General features: G+C 28.1%; 13 protein-coding genes and 1 tRNA gene. 7 read left to right on the top strand and 7 right to left on the bottom strand.

Annotated features, from left to right (window positions below):
• Positions 1–54 precede the first annotated feature (54 nt).
• The 5 genes from R7X45_RS03090 to R7X45_RS03070 all read right to left on the bottom strand — a co-directional run bounded on the left by R7X45_RS03090 (position 55) and on the right by R7X45_RS03070 (position 7,847).
• On the bottom strand, positions 55–2,991 hold the full coding sequence (locus R7X45_RS03090; RefSeq protein ID WP_313359402.1) for an AAA family ATPase: 2,937 nt from the start codon (positions 2,989–2,991) through the stop codon (positions 55–57).
• 925 nt (positions 2,992–3,916) lie between these two features.
• On the bottom strand, positions 3,917–5,686 hold the full coding sequence (locus R7X45_RS03085; RefSeq protein ID WP_318055866.1) for a cation-translocating P-type ATPase: 1,770 nt from the start codon (positions 5,684–5,686) through the stop codon (positions 3,917–3,919).
• A 250-nt stretch (positions 5,687–5,936) separates the two neighbouring features.
• Positions 5,937–6,152: a hypothetical protein gene (locus R7X45_RS03080; protein WP_318055865.1), complete on the bottom strand. Its 216-nt coding sequence runs from the start codon at positions 6,150–6,152 to the stop codon at positions 5,937–5,939.
• Positions 6,153–6,227: 75 nt separating this feature from the next.
• Positions 6,228–6,836, bottom strand: coding sequence for a 16S rRNA (guanine(527)-N(7))-methyltransferase RsmG (gene rsmG, locus R7X45_RS03075; protein ID WP_313359399.1), 609 nt, complete (start codon positions 6,834–6,836; stop codon positions 6,228–6,230).
• Between the two features lie 18 nt (positions 6,837–6,854).
• The gene (locus R7X45_RS03070) at positions 6,855–7,847 is read right to left on the bottom strand and encodes a ribose-phosphate pyrophosphokinase (protein ID WP_318055864.1); all 993 of its coding nucleotides are present in this window, start codon (positions 7,845–7,847) and stop codon (positions 6,855–6,857) included.
• An 84-nt stretch (positions 7,848–7,931) separates the two neighbouring features.
• Between R7X45_RS03070 and R7X45_RS03065 the strand changes: the two genes are divergently transcribed.
• The 5 genes from R7X45_RS03065 to R7X45_RS03045 all read left to right on the top strand — a co-directional run bounded on the left by R7X45_RS03065 (position 7,932) and on the right by R7X45_RS03045 (position 11,035).
• On the top strand, positions 7,932–9,179 hold the full coding sequence (locus R7X45_RS03065) for a TatD family hydrolase (RefSeq protein ID WP_313359397.1): 1,248 nt from the start codon (positions 7,932–7,934) through the stop codon (positions 9,177–9,179).
• On the top strand, positions 9,160–9,945 hold the full coding sequence (gene rsmA / locus R7X45_RS03060) for a 16S rRNA (adenine(1518)-N(6)/adenine(1519)-N(6))-dimethyltransferase RsmA (RefSeq protein ID WP_313359396.1): 786 nt from the start codon (positions 9,160–9,162) through the stop codon (positions 9,943–9,945). Before R7X45_RS03065 ends, rsmA begins: the two co-directional genes overlap by 20 nt.
• A gap of 118 nt (positions 9,946–10,063) precedes the next feature.
• The gene (gene rplM, locus R7X45_RS03055) at positions 10,064–10,501 is read left to right on the top strand and encodes a 50S ribosomal protein L13 (RefSeq protein WP_313359395.1); all 438 of its coding nucleotides are present in this window, start codon (positions 10,064–10,066) and stop codon (positions 10,499–10,501) included.
• Between the two features lies 1 nt (position 10,502).
• Complete coding sequence (gene rpsI / locus R7X45_RS03050; protein ID WP_010321069.1) at positions 10,503–10,898, top strand: 30S ribosomal protein S9; 396 nt, start codon at positions 10,503–10,505, stop codon at positions 10,896–10,898.
• A gap of 60 nt (positions 10,899–10,958) precedes the next feature.
• Positions 10,959–11,035, top strand: a tRNA-Ile gene (locus R7X45_RS03045).
• A 62-nt stretch (positions 11,036–11,097) separates the two neighbouring features.
• Here R7X45_RS03045 and R7X45_RS03040 read toward each other — a convergent pair.
• A complete protein-coding gene (locus tag R7X45_RS03040) occupies positions 11,098–11,958 on the bottom strand; it encodes an L-threonylcarbamoyladenylate synthase (RefSeq protein ID WP_303465717.1) in 861 nt (286 codons plus the stop codon).
• Positions 11,959–11,974: 16 nt separating this feature from the next.
• Positions 11,975–13,969 carry an excinuclease ABC subunit UvrB gene (uvrB, locus tag R7X45_RS03035; RefSeq protein ID WP_318055863.1) on the bottom strand — a complete coding sequence of 665 codons (1,995 nt, stop codon included), beginning with the start codon at positions 13,967–13,969 and terminating at the stop codon, positions 11,975–11,977.
• Between the two features lie 205 nt (positions 13,970–14,174).
• Here uvrB and R7X45_RS03030 point away from each other — a divergent pair, with 205 nt between their 5' ends.
• Together R7X45_RS03030 and R7X45_RS03025 are read left to right on the top strand one after the other, a co-directional pair.
• Positions 14,175–15,332: a hypothetical protein gene (locus tag R7X45_RS03030; protein ID WP_318055862.1), complete on the top strand. Its 1,158-nt coding sequence runs from the start codon at positions 14,175–14,177 to the stop codon at positions 15,330–15,332.
• Between the two features lie 22 nt (positions 15,333–15,354).
• Complete coding sequence (locus tag R7X45_RS03025) at positions 15,355–17,235, top strand: DUF2779 domain-containing protein (RefSeq protein WP_318055861.1); 1,881 nt, start codon at positions 15,355–15,357, stop codon at positions 17,233–17,235.
• Positions 17,236–17,357: the final 122 nt, after the last annotated feature.

Raw genomic sequence — 17,357 nt, 5'->3', positions numbered from 1 at the left:
AGTAAATATATAATTATAACATAATTTTGCATTTTATTATAACAAATTGCAAAATTATTGAAGTTCGTCTTTTAAAATTTCTTTTGCTTTGGAAAGTTCAACAGAAAAAATTGAACTAACCCCACGTTTTTGCATTGTAATTCCTAAAAGTTGATCCACGCGAGACATTGTCCCATGACGGTGAGTGATAATTAAAAATTGTGTTTTTTGTTTTAATTGCTTTAAAAATTCAACATAGCGAATTACGTTAGCCTCATCAAGCGCCGCTTCGACCTCATCAAGAATGCAAAGCGGAATTGGCCGGGCTTTTATAATTGAAAATAACAGTGAAATTGCGATTATTGCTTTCTCACCACCTGAAAAAAGACGGATATTCTTGATAGTTTTGCCTGGTGGTTGAGCGCTTATTTCAATTCCAGAATTCAAAATATCATTTTTGTCACTAAAGTAAATTTTAGCACTTCCGCCACCAAACATATTTTGAAAAACTAAGTTAAATTCTGAATTTACAAGGTCAACAATTTCTTGAGTTTTTGCGATTATAATTTTGTCAAGATCAGAAATTACTTCTAAAATTTTTGACCTAGCCACTTCAAGTTCATGTTGACTAGTTTTTAATTTTTCAAGTCGATTTGATGTGGTTTGAAAATCTTCAATTGCATCAAGATTTATATTTCCTAGCGCTTTTATTTCCGAATTTAAACTATTAACAAGGTCGTGCGCATCTTGAGTTTCAATTTCTAATTGGTGTGTTTCAACCGCTGATTCAAAGGTGAGATTATATTTTTGTGACAAGGTGGTTTTTAGATTTGATAAAAGAAACTCATATTTATCTTTGCTTGTTTGATTTTGATTTAATTCGGCATTAACATTTCGCTGACTTTGATTGAGTTGCTGAACTAAAACTGTTAATTTAGAAATTTGGGAGTCATATTCTTGTTTTTCACGGTTTAAAATTTTTAGTTCAGATTCAAGGGCTGCAATTGAATTTTCAAGTTCGATTTTTTGTTTTAAAGTGTCATTTATTTTTGAATCAATTTCATCACTTTGCGATACAGCTTCAATTCCTTCATTTTCAATTCTAATTTTGTCAAGCTCATTTTTTGCAGCATTATATTTATTTTCTAATTCATCAAGAAAAATTTCGATTTGCTGCAAAAAGTAAGATTCTTTATTAATGATTTGTTCAAGATTATTAGATTCTACCTTAAATTCTTGAATTTTTTTCTCAAAAAAACTCACTTTATTTTTAAGGTCAGTAATTCTTAATTCCAAAGAATGAACTGAATCATTTTTTTGTTTAAAACCACCCGAAATTATACCACTTGTGCGGACAATATCACCATCTAAAGTGACAACAACAAATTTATGATCAACAAATTTTGAAATTTTATTAACATTGTCGATTGTATCATTGACAATAACGCCACCAAGCAAAAAATCAGCTAGAATTTGGTATTTTTTCTCATAATTTACCAAATTAGAACCAATTCCGATAAAACTCTCTTGAGTCTGAAGGTGTGTTAAATACAAATCAGGAATAAATCGTGGTTTTAATGTTGAAAGTGGGATAAATGTTGCACTTCCGGCGTGATTTTTTTTCAAAAAATTAATTGCTTCAACGGCATTTTCTGGTTTTTCAACAACAATTTGTTTCAAACTTGAACCAAGAGCGGTTTCAATTGCATCTGTATATTTTTGTGGAATTTTAATTAAATCAGAAACAAGACCACAATAGCCTGAAAAAAGATGACTATTTTCAACGATTACTTTTGTACCTTTGGGTAAAAAAGACCTAGATTCAACTGCTTTTTGCAGTTCAAAAATTTGTGTTTGACTAATAATTTTTTCTGAATTTAAACTATTTAATTTTGAGTCAATTTCTGATTTTTTTGCATTTAGATCAGCAATTCTTTGAGTAACTTCTGATTTTGTTTGTTTGTTTTGGTCAATTAGGTTCGAAAAATTGTCTTTTTCAACTAGAATTTGATCATACTTTTGCTTTAAAGCGGCTATTTTTTGTTCAAAATTAACATTAATTTGCTGGGACAATATCATTTCCTGAAGTTGCGTCATTTTAGCATAAGTTAAGTTTATATTGTTAATTTCGCTTTTAAGATTACTTATTTGATTGCTTTTTTCAGTAATTTCTAGATCAGTTTGTGTTCTTTTTTGGACATTGTCATTTATTATTCTTTCATTAGATTCAATTTCACTTACAAATTTAGGCTCTTCAAATTTAAGGCGTGATAATTGCTCATCAATTTTTTCTAATTCAGCTTGATACTTTTTGATATCACTAACAATTAATCCAACTTCAACTGATTCTAATTGTTTTGATTTTTCTAAATATATTTTGGCATTTTTTGCTTGTTTTTCAAGTTGTTTTGCTTGACTTTCAAGCTCTTTTACGCGAATTTCAATTTTTTCAATGCCCATAAGGGTTTGATCAAGTTTTACAATAGCTTCTTGTTTGTCATTTTTATACTTGGAAGTTCCGGCAACTTCTTCAATTACAAGCTTTCTTTGCTCAGGAGTTGACTCGGCAATTTCAGAAATTGTACCTTGAGAAATAATTGCAAGTGATGACTTTGAAATTCCAGCCTCAATTGCTAAATTACGGATATCTTTATACCGAACTGGTTGGTCATTATAAAAATATTCATTAGTGCCCTGACCTCTTTTAATAAGTCGTGAAATTGTAAAAATTTGGGCAGAATCTTCGCGACTTTCATCACTAAATGTTAATTTTACCATCGCTTTTTCAACAGGAGCGACTGTTTTTGAACCAGCAAAAATAACATCGTCCATATTGTATCCGCGTAGTTGCTTTGCTGATTTTTCACCTAAAACCCATTTAATTGCATCATTTATGTTTGATTTTCCAGAACCATTTGGTCCAATTATTCCAACAATAGAACCGTCAAATTTGATGCTAACAGGTTCGGCAAAGGATTTAAAGCCTTCAATTTCAATTTTAATTAACTTCATAATTTGGTATTTCTTGATAAATTAAATTTTTAAAATAAGTAAATTATATTAAACTTATCCTAAAAAACGCTAAAAAAAGCATTTTTTTTGCATTTGTGACTCATAAAATGATTCGTTCTTTTTTAATTTTTTAAATTTTGCCGTCAAAAAATAATTAGAACTTAGAAACTTTGAAAATAAAACAGTATAAATACTAATTCAAGAATAAAACTCTAATTTTTTTGCCGAGTTTGCCAGTTTGATGAGATAATCTTAAAAAGTGTTTGGTTTTAGGCCTTTTTTAACTTTTTTGGCAAATTCAGGAATAATAACTATCAAAGCAAAGAACTAAATTTTAAATCTAACACTCATGAAAGAAAAATACAACTGCTATTCAAACTCAATGTAAATAGAAAACTCGCTTTTACTTACATTGAGCCTAGAAAAATATATGAAGTTTTGAAAGAACAATACTAAAAGCCATAAATTTGTAGATTTCTAAACGGTTAAATTTAAGGCATTCCATTATATTAAAAAATATAATGGAAAATTCGCACCATCTGACTTATCAGACAAAAAACATAACTAATTCCTCCTTAATTCAATATCAAAATTTATTAATTTATTCTTAGTGAGAGTTATTATAACAGAAATTTTTTTTAGACCAAGGATTTTTTTTTTTTTTTTTCAAAAGGTTAATTTTAAACTAATAAAAATTAAGATTTTAGCCTCAAAAAACACGGTTTTACCGTTATTTTTGCATATTTATATTGACTAAAAAGTGAATTTTTGCCATCAATCCGGCAAACTCAGGAGTTTTTATATTATTTTCAAAAGCTAAAGAATAATTTTTAATCTAAAAAGCATAAAAAAACCTATGAATTCATAGGTTGATTTAAGATAATTTTGGAAACAAGTAAGTCTGACAAATACAAAAATAAAAATTTTAAATAGCTTTTTCAAGAAATTTCTGGTGTCTCTTTTTGAAAATAATTGTGTTAACGATAAGAAAAATTGATGAAAATAGCATTAAAGACATTGAAAAAACTGGATTTATAAAGCCTAAAAACGCCAAAGGTATGAAAAGCGAATTAAATAAAATTGCTCACAAAAAGTTTAATTTTACTAATTTATTAGTTTTTTTGATAATTTCAATTGATTTATAAACCATAACAAGATCTGTTTCAAATAAGGAAATATCAGCAATTGAATTACTAAGATTAGAACCACTTTCAAAAGCGATTGAAAGATCGGCGGATTTTAAAGCTAAAATATCGTTTAGGCCATCACCGACAAAAATAATTGGGGTTTCCTTTTTTAATTTTTCTACTAGTTCAAACTTGTCATTAGGTTTTAAATTTGCATAAAATTGCTTTATGCCCAATATTTTTGCCACATTTTCGACATTTTTTGGATTATCTCCTGAGGCAATAATGCAGTTTATCCCTTGAGATTGAAATTTTTTAACAACCTTTTTTGCACTTTCTTTAACTTGATCGATTATTAAAAAAACGGCAATAACTCTATCATTTTTAGCAAAAACCGTGTAATTTCCTATTTTGTCAAAGTTAAAACTATCATCAATCAAAAAATTATTATTTTTTGCAAACTCATGAGAAATGAGGCTATATTTATTTGAATTTGAATCAATAAGTTCCAAACCTTGACCAGGAGTTTCGCTAACGTTAAAATTGTCAAATTTTTCTTGATGTTCTGGTAAAAAATTATGAATTGAAAGTGAAATTGGGTGTTTAGAATTTTGAGCCATTTCTTTAATTAAAGGTCAAAAACTTGAATCACCTTGAAATTCAACAACTTTTGGTTTTCCTTCAGTTAGAGTTCCGGTTTTGTCAAAAATTATTGTTTTTGTGGTAATAATTTTTTCATAAATCTCTGAATTTGCAAATAAAATTCGATTTTTTGAGGCCAAAATTGAAGAAGAATAAATGGCCATCGGCGCTGCTATTCCAAAAGCACAAGGACAAGAAATTACCAAAACAGCAACTCCGATATGAGCGCCAACATAAAGTGGATGAGAATTTCGCGGAGGTGTAAAGCCTGTATAAATTTTTTCAAAATCTCCAAGTGAATAACCGATTATGACTCAGATTGCAAAAGCCAAAAATGACAAAATTAAAACAGTTGGAGTAAAAAGTGAAACTATTTTAGTTGAAACTCTTTCAATTTTGGAAGGAGTTTCAAAAATAGACTCTAATCTGTTAATTGTTTGCATTAAAAATGAGTCTTGGGCTTTTTTTGTTGAGGTTAGATAAATTGGCTCGCCAACATTGATACTTCCAGACAAAATTTCTTGATTTTTAACAAATTCAATCGGCAAAGATTCACCGTTAATTGACGAGTAATCGATAGTTGCAAAATCAGAATTTAAAGTCGAATCAGTTGGAATAACTTCACCTTTTGGAACAAAAACAATATTGCCAGGAGCAATTTTACTAGTTAAAATTTGTTGTTTTTTGCCTTCAACTATTATATGTGAATAGCGATTTTTTAATTTTAGTATGCCTTGAAAATCTGAACTTGATTTTTTCTGTAGTTTTTCCTCAAGATATTTACCGGCATTAAAAAATAAGAACAAAATAATTGAAACTTCAAAGAATTCCATACTAATTTTTTCACCGGTGCTTATTTTATACAAAAATGAAATTGCAGAATAAATAAATGAAACATGGCTTGCAATCGCTATTAGCAATTCCATTGTAAAAATTTTTCGTAAAAGGTTTTTGTATGCTAAAAAATATTTTTTTTCTAGAAAGATAACTAAAAATGCAAAGAAAAACAAAATTGACGCTAAAATTAGATGAATTTTGTGATCGTGACTAAAATTTAGAACTTTGTAATTATTTAAAGTATCAAAAATAAAAGAAAAAAAGGCAAAAATAAAAATTAATAACTCAATAAATATTTTTATTTTTGCCTTTTGTTTAGAGTCAGCGAAAAATTTTCTATTATTCGTCGATTTTTTCACTTGTATAACCAACAGAAGCTAATTTTTCACTAATAAATTCGTCAGGATATTTTTCTTCGTCAGCAGTAATTTTCAAAACTTTAGCACTGATATTTGCAGTCCATTGAAAATCTTCCAAATTTGCAAATAGTTTTTCAAAAACTACTTTGCAGCTTGCACATTTAATGTCAATATTAAAATATCTTGTTGTTTTCATTTTAATTCCTTTATTTAAAATTATTGATTAGGATATAATTTTACAATAAAAAACATTATAAATGTATTAAATTTTTTATATTTTTTTAAATGCTATAAAAATTTTTTTATCAAGATTATTAGCGAATTCTACTACCTGATAATCGCAATTTTTGCAATTTTTGAGTTCTTCAAAAATTTTTGGGCCTTTAATAAATGCAAATATTGTATTTTTAGCCTTGATTTTATTAACAATTTTATCGAGTTTTTCTAGATTTGCAACTGCTCGGGCTGTCACAAGATCAAAATTGTCGTTTTCAATTTCTTGGACAGATTTACAAACTAAATTAAATTTAATTTCCAGAGTTTCAGATACTTTTTTTAAAAATTGGCACCTTTTTTGCATAGACTCGCAAATGGTCAACTCTATTTTTGGGTCAAAAATTAAATACGGAATTGAAGGAAAGCCTACACCAGCTCCAATATCTAAAATTCTTGGTTTTTCTGAAATATTTTCTTTTTTCAACAAATTTCTTATAAAATCCATTGAAACAATGGACTCAAGAATGCCTTCTTTTCAAAGAATATCTCCTGAAAAACCGGTTAAATTAAATTTTTGATTATAAAATTCGATTAATTTTACGTATTGCTCAAGTTTTTCAAATACTTCTAAATCAACAAGTGACTTTACTTTTTCTTTATACATAAAAACATTGAAAATATTTTAATTTTTGTTTGCTGATATTAATTTTTCCTTAATTTCTTTATAAATACTTGTAATTGATGTTGAATGGATGCATGCTAGTATACTTTTTGACAAAAATTCAGCTAAAGATGTAACTAGTAATTTATCATATTTTGCTACAAGTTCTCTATTATCGATTGAATCAGTAATTATTACTTTGTCAATATTTTCATTTTCTTGAAATTTGTCAAATCCGTGGCTAAAAACACCGTGTGTTGCTGCTAGAATTACTGATTTTGCACCTTTTTGTTTAACAACATTCGCAGCATTTATTATAGTTCCACCTGTATCAATAATGTCGTCAATTATGATGCAATCTTTATTTTCAACGTTTCCAATTAGTCCTAGAACTTCAGTTTGATTTGTGCCGGTTCTTCGCTTGTCAATAACGGCAAAATTTGTTTGTTTTCCTAGAATTTCTGCTAAAATTCTAGCTCTAACAGCGCCACCATGATCTGGGGTTACAACAACATAATCCTTGTTTTTGCCGACAAGTTCGTTTGCAAGAATATATTGGCCATGAAGTTCATCAACTGAAATGTCAAGAAATCCTTGAATACTTGGATTGTGAATATCAACTAAAATTAGTTTAGTTACACCCGCTTTTTCAAGTAAATTAGCTACTAATTTTGCAGTAATTGGTTCTCTTCCAGATGATTTTCGATCTTGTCTAGCATAACCATAATATGAAAGAACCACAACAATTTCTTGGGCATAAGCTCGCTTTAAAGAGTCAATGAAAATTAAAAGTTCCATTATATTTTCATTAACAGGTCTTGAAGTATTTGCAATAACAAAAACAGTTGAATTTCTAATAGTTTCATTAGATTTTAGCAAAACTTCGCCATCAGCATAGACTGTTCGTTCAATCCCCGAGAGTGGAATTCCGGTTAGAGTTGAAATTTTTGTTGCTAAATCTAGTGAATTCCTCATTCCAAAAAGAATTATATTTTTCTTTGTATCTATGTTCATTTTTTCGCCTTGTTTATTTTTTTATTTAAAATATTATTATATAATAAAATATAGTTAATTTTAATAATATTTTGAAAAGTTACAATGTATTTAAAAATCGAACAATTTTCTCCGCGGCACTTAAATTTACTTCTAAATACGATTAAAAAATTTAACTTAGAAGTAAATTTAAAAACTAAAAATGGCAAAACTAATGTTGCCAATTTAGATTATTTCCAAGATTTTGAAAATAATCACGAATTTACTATTATTGATTTTGACAAAAATTTAGACTTTAGTTTAGCACATTTTATTCTTTCTAAAAAAGAACAGACTTTCTATTTAAGTTTGGTGTTTTTTAGTGAACTTTTGGATTCTAACTGAATTAATATTATTGGAGAATTTATACTTGATTTTATCAAAAAACACTATAAATTACGGGATTTTTACCTCAAACTTGACCAAAAAAGTATCGTTTTTAAAGATTTTTTTGGATCCCAGTTTCAAGAAACAAATTCTTCAGTTTTAACATTCCAAATTAAGGAAATTGAAAAATATAACTTTACCGACGTACACTGCCATCCTTTTTTAGAATATTTTCAAGAGCCAAAACAAGAAATTAGCAAATGGTTTGACGATAATATTGGTCTTTTATTTGTTGTTGGAACTTCTTGAGAGGATCTTGAAGAAACTAAACAAATTAATTCATATTCTGATAAAATATATAAAATTATTGGAATACATCCAAATTTAATAAAAACAACAGATAATTATAATAACCTTTCAAAATACATTGACAAAAATGTAGTGGCAATTGGTGAAGTTGGTCTTGATTTTTATTATGAAAATAACCCTAGCGAACAAGAACAAATAAATGCACTTTTGGCCCAAATTGAAATCGCAAAAAGCAATAATATTGCTGTAATGTTGCATATTCGCGACAAAATTGACGAATTTAAAGCGATTAATGAAGTACTTTTGATAATTGACAAATTTCCTGAAATTAACTTTATTTTTCATAATTTTTCAACAAATTATGAAAAATTCGCAGAAATAGTTAAAAGAAAAAATTGTTATTTTTCATTTTCAGGAGTAATAACCTTTAAAAAGAGTGCCGAACTAAGAAAAATAGTATCTCAAACTCCGATTTCAAGAATTTTATGTGAAACTGATACTCCATATTTAAGTCCCGAACCTAATCGTCAAGTTTGGCCAAATACATCTCCGCAAATTGAAAATACCTATCAAACAATAGCTAATTTGAAAAATTTAACAAAAAGAGAGCTTTCTAAAATAGTTTATGAAAATGCACTAAAAATTTTTAAGGTAAAAAATGCTGAAAATATCACCTAAAAAACATCTAGGTCAAAATTTTTTAAAAGATGAAAAAATTGCACAAAAAATTGTTGATAGCATTGACCTAGAAAATAAAAATCTTGTTGAAATAGGACCTGGAACCGGTTTTTTGACTAAATATTTAATCCAAAAAGCTAAATTTTTGACTTGTTATGAAATCGACAAAAATTTAATTCCATTGCTTGAAAATAAATTTAAAAACAAGAATATAAAAATAATTAATGAGGATTTTTTACTTTCAGATCTAAATTTTTCAGAAAAACAAACAGTTATTGGAAATCTTCCTTATTATATAACATCAAAAATTCTATTTAAAATATTTGATAATTTTGAGAGATTTGATGAAATCTTAATAATGGTCCAAAATGAGGTTGCTGATAGAATTATTGCAACGCCAGGCTCACCTTCTTACTCAAAATTATCACTAGCCTGCCAATATGTTGCTGAAGTAAAAAAGTTTTTCGTTGTACCGCCAAGTTCTTTTTTTCCGGTTCCAAAGGTAGATTCTGCTATTGTTTATTTTTCAATAAGGAAAAATTTAAACCCTGAAAAAGTTGCACAATTTTTTAAATTTACTAAATTGTGCTTTCAATTCAAGCGAAAAACATTATATAATAATCTCAAAAATTCTTTGTCTCAAGACGAAATTGAAAAAATTTTTAATTTTTTTAATTTTGACCCAAAAATACGCCCGCAAGAAATAAATTTTGAAACTTACGCTAGAATTTCAAATTTTTATTTTGACAACATTAAAAATAAATAATTTTTATTTTTTTAGTTTTGAATTTCAAAAAATAGTGTATAATTTTAAAAATCTCCCTCCCTTAGTCGTTACATTATTTTTATATAAAATCTTTTTAAAAATTTATAGAAAGGTAGACATGAGACAAACTACGTTTATAAAACCACATGAAGTTGAAAAAAAATGGTTTGTTATTGATGCACAGTCACAAATTTTAGGGCGTTTAGCCGCGTTTGTTGCTAGCCGTTTGCGCGGAAAACACTCTCCGCTTTTTACTCCTAACGTTGATATGGGAGATAAAATAATTATAATTAACGCTGAAAAAATTTTACTAACAGCAAAAAAAGAAGACCAAAAACTATATTATAGACACTCTGGTTATCCTGGTGGTTTAAAAGTTAGAACTGCTAGAGAACTTCGAGCAAAAAAACCAATTGCTTTAATTGAAAAAGCGGTTTATGGTATGCTACCTCACACAAAACTAGGGGACAAACAAAGAAAAAATCTTTATGTTTATGCCGGAACTGAACACCCACACCAAGGTCAAAACCCTGAAAAATTAGAGGTGAAATATTAAAATGAATCAAGAATTAACTTATTATGGAACAGGAAGAAGAAAATCTTCAGTTGCCCGTGTTATTTTAAAACGTGGAAATGGTCATTTTAAAATTAATAACCGAATAGCAAAAGAGTACCTAAAATCTGATATTTTAATTAAAGACGCTCTACAACCACTCGCTATTACAAATACAATTTCTGAATTTGATATTCGCGTTAATGCTCATGGTGGTGGAATTTCTGGGCAAGCCGGTGCGATTAGATTAGGAATTGCAAAAGCTTTATTAGAAATTTCAGCTGATTATCGTCCAAGTCTTAAAATGTCTGGAATGTTGACACGTGATGCTAGAGCTAAAGAACGTAAAAAATTCGGATTGAGAAAAGCTAGAAGAGCACGTCAATTTTCAAAACGGTAATTTTTTCTTCCTTTTTAAAAAAATATGATATAATTATAGCAATGTAATTATATCACTTTCGGGAGCGTAGCTCAGACGGTTAGAGCACACGACTGATAATCGTGAGGTCGATGGTTCGATCCCATTCGTTCCCACCATATCTAATTGACTTTAAAAAACCTTTTTTCAAAGGTTTTTTTTATTTTTTAAAAAATAAATTTTAAATTCGAACTCAAGTTTTTAGATCAATATCATAAATTTTTGAGGGGCGACCTGAACCACGGCCAAAATCGTAAAATTTTGTAATTTGTCAAAATAATTGGCGTGCTTCTTGAAAATTAAGCGGTTTTTGGCCAGAAATATTGGCGCTAGTAACAAAAGCAGGCCCATTTTTTATAAATAATTCTTGAGAGTTTTTCAACCCGGGAATTCTAAATGATTTTTTTTCAATTATAAAAGTAACTGCGCCAGGCCAATGTTTTTTGCTTTTTTGTTTAAGAATTTTGTAATTACTTGGACTAATTAATGGCTTTATTTGCGATATTTTTCCTACCAAAGTTACGATTTTTTTACTAACATCACGGTTTTTTATTTTGTAAATTGCATCTAAATCCAAATCGTGATAAAATGAACCTAGTCCAACAACAGTATCTGTAGAACAAATAAATAATTTAGAATTTTTATAGATTTGCTGCTTAAAAACGGCATAATTTTTGATAAATGAATTGCTAAATTCATGATCATCTTCAATGAAAATGACAAGACTGTTCATCTTATATTTTCAAAACAAAATATGGAAATTATTCAATAATTTTAGAACAAATATTTTATTTTTAGACAAATTAAGCCCGTTAAATAAATGTTTTTCTGAAATTAAATTTTGACTTGCAAGTCAAAATAAAAAATTATTAAAATAGGAAATTTTTAAATTAAAGCAAAAATTGAATCTGATAGTTTTAGAGTCCAAATTTGAAAAAAATGCTGTAAAAATAGATGTTTTTACTTTTGTTAGTATTTGTTTTTGACTATCATAAAAACATAGCAATGAGTGCGATTTATTATAAAATAATTCCAATTTCATTTTAACACTTTATTTTTTAGAATTGATCTGATTTTTGTTTAATTTCGGCAATTAGGTCCCGAATTTGAATAGCTTCTTCAAAACGGTTAGCATTTGAGGCGTTTCTCATTTCTTTTTCTAAAATTTGTATCTGTTTTTCAATCTCTTTTTTATTCATTTTTTTCTCATGAAGGACTTTACTTAATTTTAGTGCATTTGGATTTATGCTTTCAGGAATTGGTTTTTTTATTGTTTTTGGAATTATTTTATTTTCCTGATTATGTTGGATTTGAATTTTTCGTTTAGCCAGATTATCATCAATAACTTCTTGAATTATTTTTGTAATTCCGTCAGTAAAAAGGACTACTTTTCCTGATTGATTTCGAGCAGCACGACCAATTATTTGAATTAATGATGTTTTTGATCTTAAAAAAGAAGCAAGACCTGCATCTAATACAAGAATCAGTGAGACTTCCGGAATATCAACACCTTCACGAAGCAAATTTATCCCAACAATTGCATCAAAAATTCCTTTTCGTAATTTAATAATAATTTCATCACGTTCAAAAGTTGTCATTTCTGAGTGCAAATAATAAACATTGTGTAATTTTTTTTCTTGCAAATATTTGCTAATTTCTTCAGCGTTTCGTTTTGTTGTTGTTAAAATTAAAGTTCGTTCCTTTTTTTCTTTTTGCAAATCTAAATATTTAGAAATTTTTGCCATTTGATTATCAGTATTTTCAATTATAATTTCAGGATCAAGTAATCCAGTTGGCCTTATAATTTGACTGACAACTTCGCCATCAGTTTTTTCAAGTTCATATTGAGCTGGTGTGGCTGAAACAAAAATTTTAGGCTGCCTAAATTGTTCAAATTCATATAATTTTAAAGGGCGATTATCAAGCGCGGAAGGAAGACGGTAACCATAGTCAACAAGAGTTTGCTTGCGACTTCGGTCACCTTTGTACATTCCATCAATTTGCTTGACCATCTCGTGAGACTCGTCAATAAAAATTAGGGCGTCTTGGGGTAAATAGTCAAGCAAAGAAAATGGCTGTTCATCTTGTTGGCGACCGTCAATATGACGGGCATAATTTTCAATTCCAGAACAGATTCCAAACTCACTTAAAGAGTCAATATCATTATTAACTCGGTCTTTTAGTCTTTGTTTTTCGACCAGTTTATTGTTTTGTTCAAAAAAAAGTAAGCGCTCTTCAAGCTCAATTTTAATAGATTCAATTGCTTTGTCAATTATAGATTTTTTAACACTATATGCAGTGGCAGGATAAATTGTGTATACCGAATAGGTTTTTATTATCTTTTTAGAGACTGGCTGAATTGTGCTAATTTTTTCAATTGTATTGCCAAAAAATTCGACCCTGATATTAAAAGTTTCATCTCAAGCTGGAAAAATTTCAATTACATCGCCTTTTGTTGAAAAAAGTCCCGGTTTTTGCTCAACTGGGTTATTAAGATACTTAATTCGCGTTAATTTTAAGGCTAATTCTTTTGGTTTTATTTCCTGGCCCACATTTAAAAGCAAAAAATTATCATGATATTCATTCGGATTTAGCGTTCCATAAATTGCCGAAACTGAAGCAACAACAATAGTATCATTACGTTCAATTAACGAATTAAGGGCTGACATTCTCATTGCTTCAAGATCAGCATTTGTTTTACTTGTTTTTTCAATATAAACATCTTTTGAAGGAAGGTATGATTCAGGGCGATAAAAATCAAAGTATGATACATAAAATTCAACCCGGTTTTCAGGGAAAAATTCCTTAAATTCTGTATATAATTGAGCAGCGAGCGTTTTATTGTGTGACAAAACTAATACTGGTTTGTTAAAGTGCGCAATTACATTTGCCATTGTAAAAGTTTTTCCAGAACCAGTTACACCCATCAAAATTTGCGATTCTTTTCCAGTTTCAATGTTTTGAATTATGCTTTTTATTGCTTTGGGTTGGTCGCCACTAGGTTTATAATTTGACTTAAGGTTGAATTTATTAAATTTTTTTTCACTTATCATTTGAAATCAGACCGTTTTTTTGGAGAATAAGAGAAATTTTAGCACAAATTTCCTTTATTCGACTATATTTATTTTTGTGTTCCTTTGACTGATTAATTTTTTTAGGCTTTTAGACAAAAAAGGAAAAAAATTAAATTTTAAATACTATTAAAAGCAATAATTTTAGCAGTTTGTGGTATAATTTTTTTATTTAGGAATGAGGAAAATGAAAAAAATAAAAAATTTTAAAAGAAAAATAAAATTTTTGACACTTCAGACAGGTTTATTTGCATCCGTGCCTGTTATTTTTGTTGCATGCTCAGATAGCGAAATTCCAGAAATTTCAATTCAGAATATACAGTCAAAATCTGTCGAACTTTTGCTAAATAATATTTCACTAGCTCCACAAGAAAATATAGCTAAAACATTCAAAGTTGAATTGAGAAAAGAAAACACCGAAAACTATGAGCAAGTTAAATTTTCAGCTTTTCGCGCGCTTCATGACAATAAGCCCAAAGTTTTACTAAAAATTAACAATTTAGACGCAAAAACTAAATATGTTGTCAGAATTACTCGCATTAATGACCAAGAAGAGGAACAATTATTTGTTCGCGGAAATGTTTTTCAAACTAATCCAAATCCAACAATAATTCCTGGTTCATTCCAAAAACTAGATGCAACTGACCCTTCAAGCCAATATAATTTTAAGGTTTCAATTTCTGATACAACTTTGACATCACAGCCAATCGATGTTCAATATCGAAAAGCAAACGCTCTTCGATCTAATCCTGAAACACAAACTTTTACACATAACTTAAGATCTGATCAGTCTTTACATGTAAGCCTCAAAAATCTTGAGCGAGACACAACTTACATAATTTCGGGACTTTATGATCAAAAGGGTAACTTGCTAAGTTTTGATGAGAATTTATTCCCATTAACTTTTAGAACCGATGGTGATATCGTTGGTGTTGAGGTTTCTAATAGTAAATTCCCAGGACAAATTCATAGTGATCTTCAAAATATTGACGTTGATTTTAAGGTTAAATTTAGCCCTGGAATAGTTAAAATTAACACTGTAAATAATTATAGTCTGGTTTTTAAACGTGAAAATACAGGTGTTCAAACCGGATTTGATCAAATTAATAATAAAGATATTGAATATATAGCAAATTATGTCAGACCTGTCGAAAATGAAGATAATACTTTTATTTTTAGAGTAAAATTGCCTTGAAGATCACAAAATAATTTTTATAAAATTGTTGGCGGTTATAATAAACTTTTTACTGACAGTCATATTTTTGATCAAAATCTTGTTGATTCACCAAATATTTTGAAAATTAACCCGGCAATTTTAGACCAGAAATTTCAAATAGATACCTAATTATCAAGGGTTTTGTATTTAAATGGAAAGAATTAATTTTTCTCGTTACTTTAAATTGCATACTCAACAAAAATATTTTATTTGAAACAATCCAGATACACAAAATTCAGATCAAGCTGACATAGATGATAATGATGATTTTGGTCAAGAACTTTGAGATTTTGACTCTTTTCATGAAAATGAAATAAAATTTCCCGAATTGCATGAAAATATTTTCAAAAGTTTTAACAAAACATTTTACTTTTATATAAAGGAAAGGTTTGTTGATAAAAAAGTTTGCCTTGTTTCTAAAATTTCTATTGATGAAAAAATTAAGCAAACTGTTGATTTTTACAAAAATCAAAAATGCGATATAATTTTTAACCCTGCCTTTGAATATAAAAATGCATCGGCTAATCCGTCAGTTTTTTTTGTTTTTAACAAAAAATTAAGTATTTTAAAACTTTCTACCTCAACTAAAGTCAAAGATTATTTAAGAGCAAATTGAGATTTTTGAATATCAAATTATATGCTTCGAGAAATCAGCGGTGATTTAAACCCGATTGATGAAGTATCCTATTTTTTAATTAACACAGTTGAACATCCAATAAAAAATAAAATTGAATTTCATGAAACATTCTGAATTTCAAGGTATAAATCGGCAAAAACTATATCCAAAGCAGATTCTGAGAGTGGAAATATTTTTCTTGCAAAAAAAATTGCAAAGCAAAATGGCCTTAGTTTAGATGAGTTTTGGGATAATACATTTTTAGAAAACAATAAAATAATAAACAATTTATTCAGAAATCAAATTGAAAAAATTTCTAAGGTTAAAGATAAAAAAGTTGTTCACATGATTCCAGTCAATATTGCTATTGATGAAATAATTGATGCTAAAAATGTAACAAAATTTACTAAACCTAGTGAAATTGATAACAGCGCCTTTGAAAAAAGTTCTAACTTTGCTTTCCTTGTTGAACAGTTTTATCCTCAACTGACTGGTATTAGCGGAACACTTTTAAATTCTAGAAAAATTTTATCACTTGTTAATGATGAATCCAGGCTCATTTCTTTTGAAACAAATTCATATTGATATAATTTTTTCAAAAAAAGTAATTCAATAATTATTAACGAAATTGAAAATTTAGAAATCTTCATTAATAAAATGAACGGCAAAAAAATTGTTTGGTATGATTTTGAAGCACTTTCCTTACCTTTTCCAGCTATTGATTATGCCCAACCTTATCAACAAATTGTTACTCAAGTTTCAATTGTTGTTACTGATAATGGGAAAATTTTGCCTCAAGATTTTAACGAAACTAATGTTGTTTTTGATCCTAAAACTTATAGTTGAGATAATTTTTGCAAAATAATTGATAAAATTTATCTCGAAAGTGCTGATTTTTACGTTGTTTTTAACAAATCATACGAACTTACAAGACTTAAGGAAATGGTTAACATAATTTTTATGCATTACCAAGAAAATAATCCATATCACGAGGCGATTGAAAAAATTCAAACATATCGAAAAAAAGTTGATGAAATAATTGCCAAAACTATTGATTTAAAAGACCCATTTTCAAAATATTGAATTGTAATTTCTGATCTTAAAGGCTTTTATTCAATTAAAAAAATTGAAAATTTTATTAATAAATATAATTACAATTTAGATCACTTAATAACACCTTATAAAAAATTAGCCGTAAAAAATGGTCTTGAGGCAATGATTAAAGCTGTTGATCGTTATTTCAATTACATTGGAGACATTGAGTGAATAGAAGTTAGAAAAAATTTACAAATTTATTGCCAAAATGATGTTATAGCAATGATAATGGTTTGAGATTTCTTGAAATTTGTTTATGAAAATAGGGATAAATTAGCACATATTGAAACAAAAACACCTAAAAAGGTTGCGCTTTTTTAGGTGTCACGAGTTTGCCGGAAAAATAACTATCAAAGCAAAAAAACAGAATTTTAAACCTAAGCCTCATGAAAGAAAAATCTACTTATTAATCAAATAAAGCAAACTAAAAAAGCTAAAATTTT

This window comes from Mesomycoplasma ovipneumoniae (assembly GCF_033343935.1).
Taxonomy (GTDB): domain Bacteria; phylum Bacillota_I; class Bacilli_A; order Mycoplasmatales; family Metamycoplasmataceae; genus Mesomycoplasma; species Mesomycoplasma ovipneumoniae_G.
Note: the sequence above shows the minus strand (reverse complement) of the source record. Positions and strands in the feature narration are given on the sequence as shown.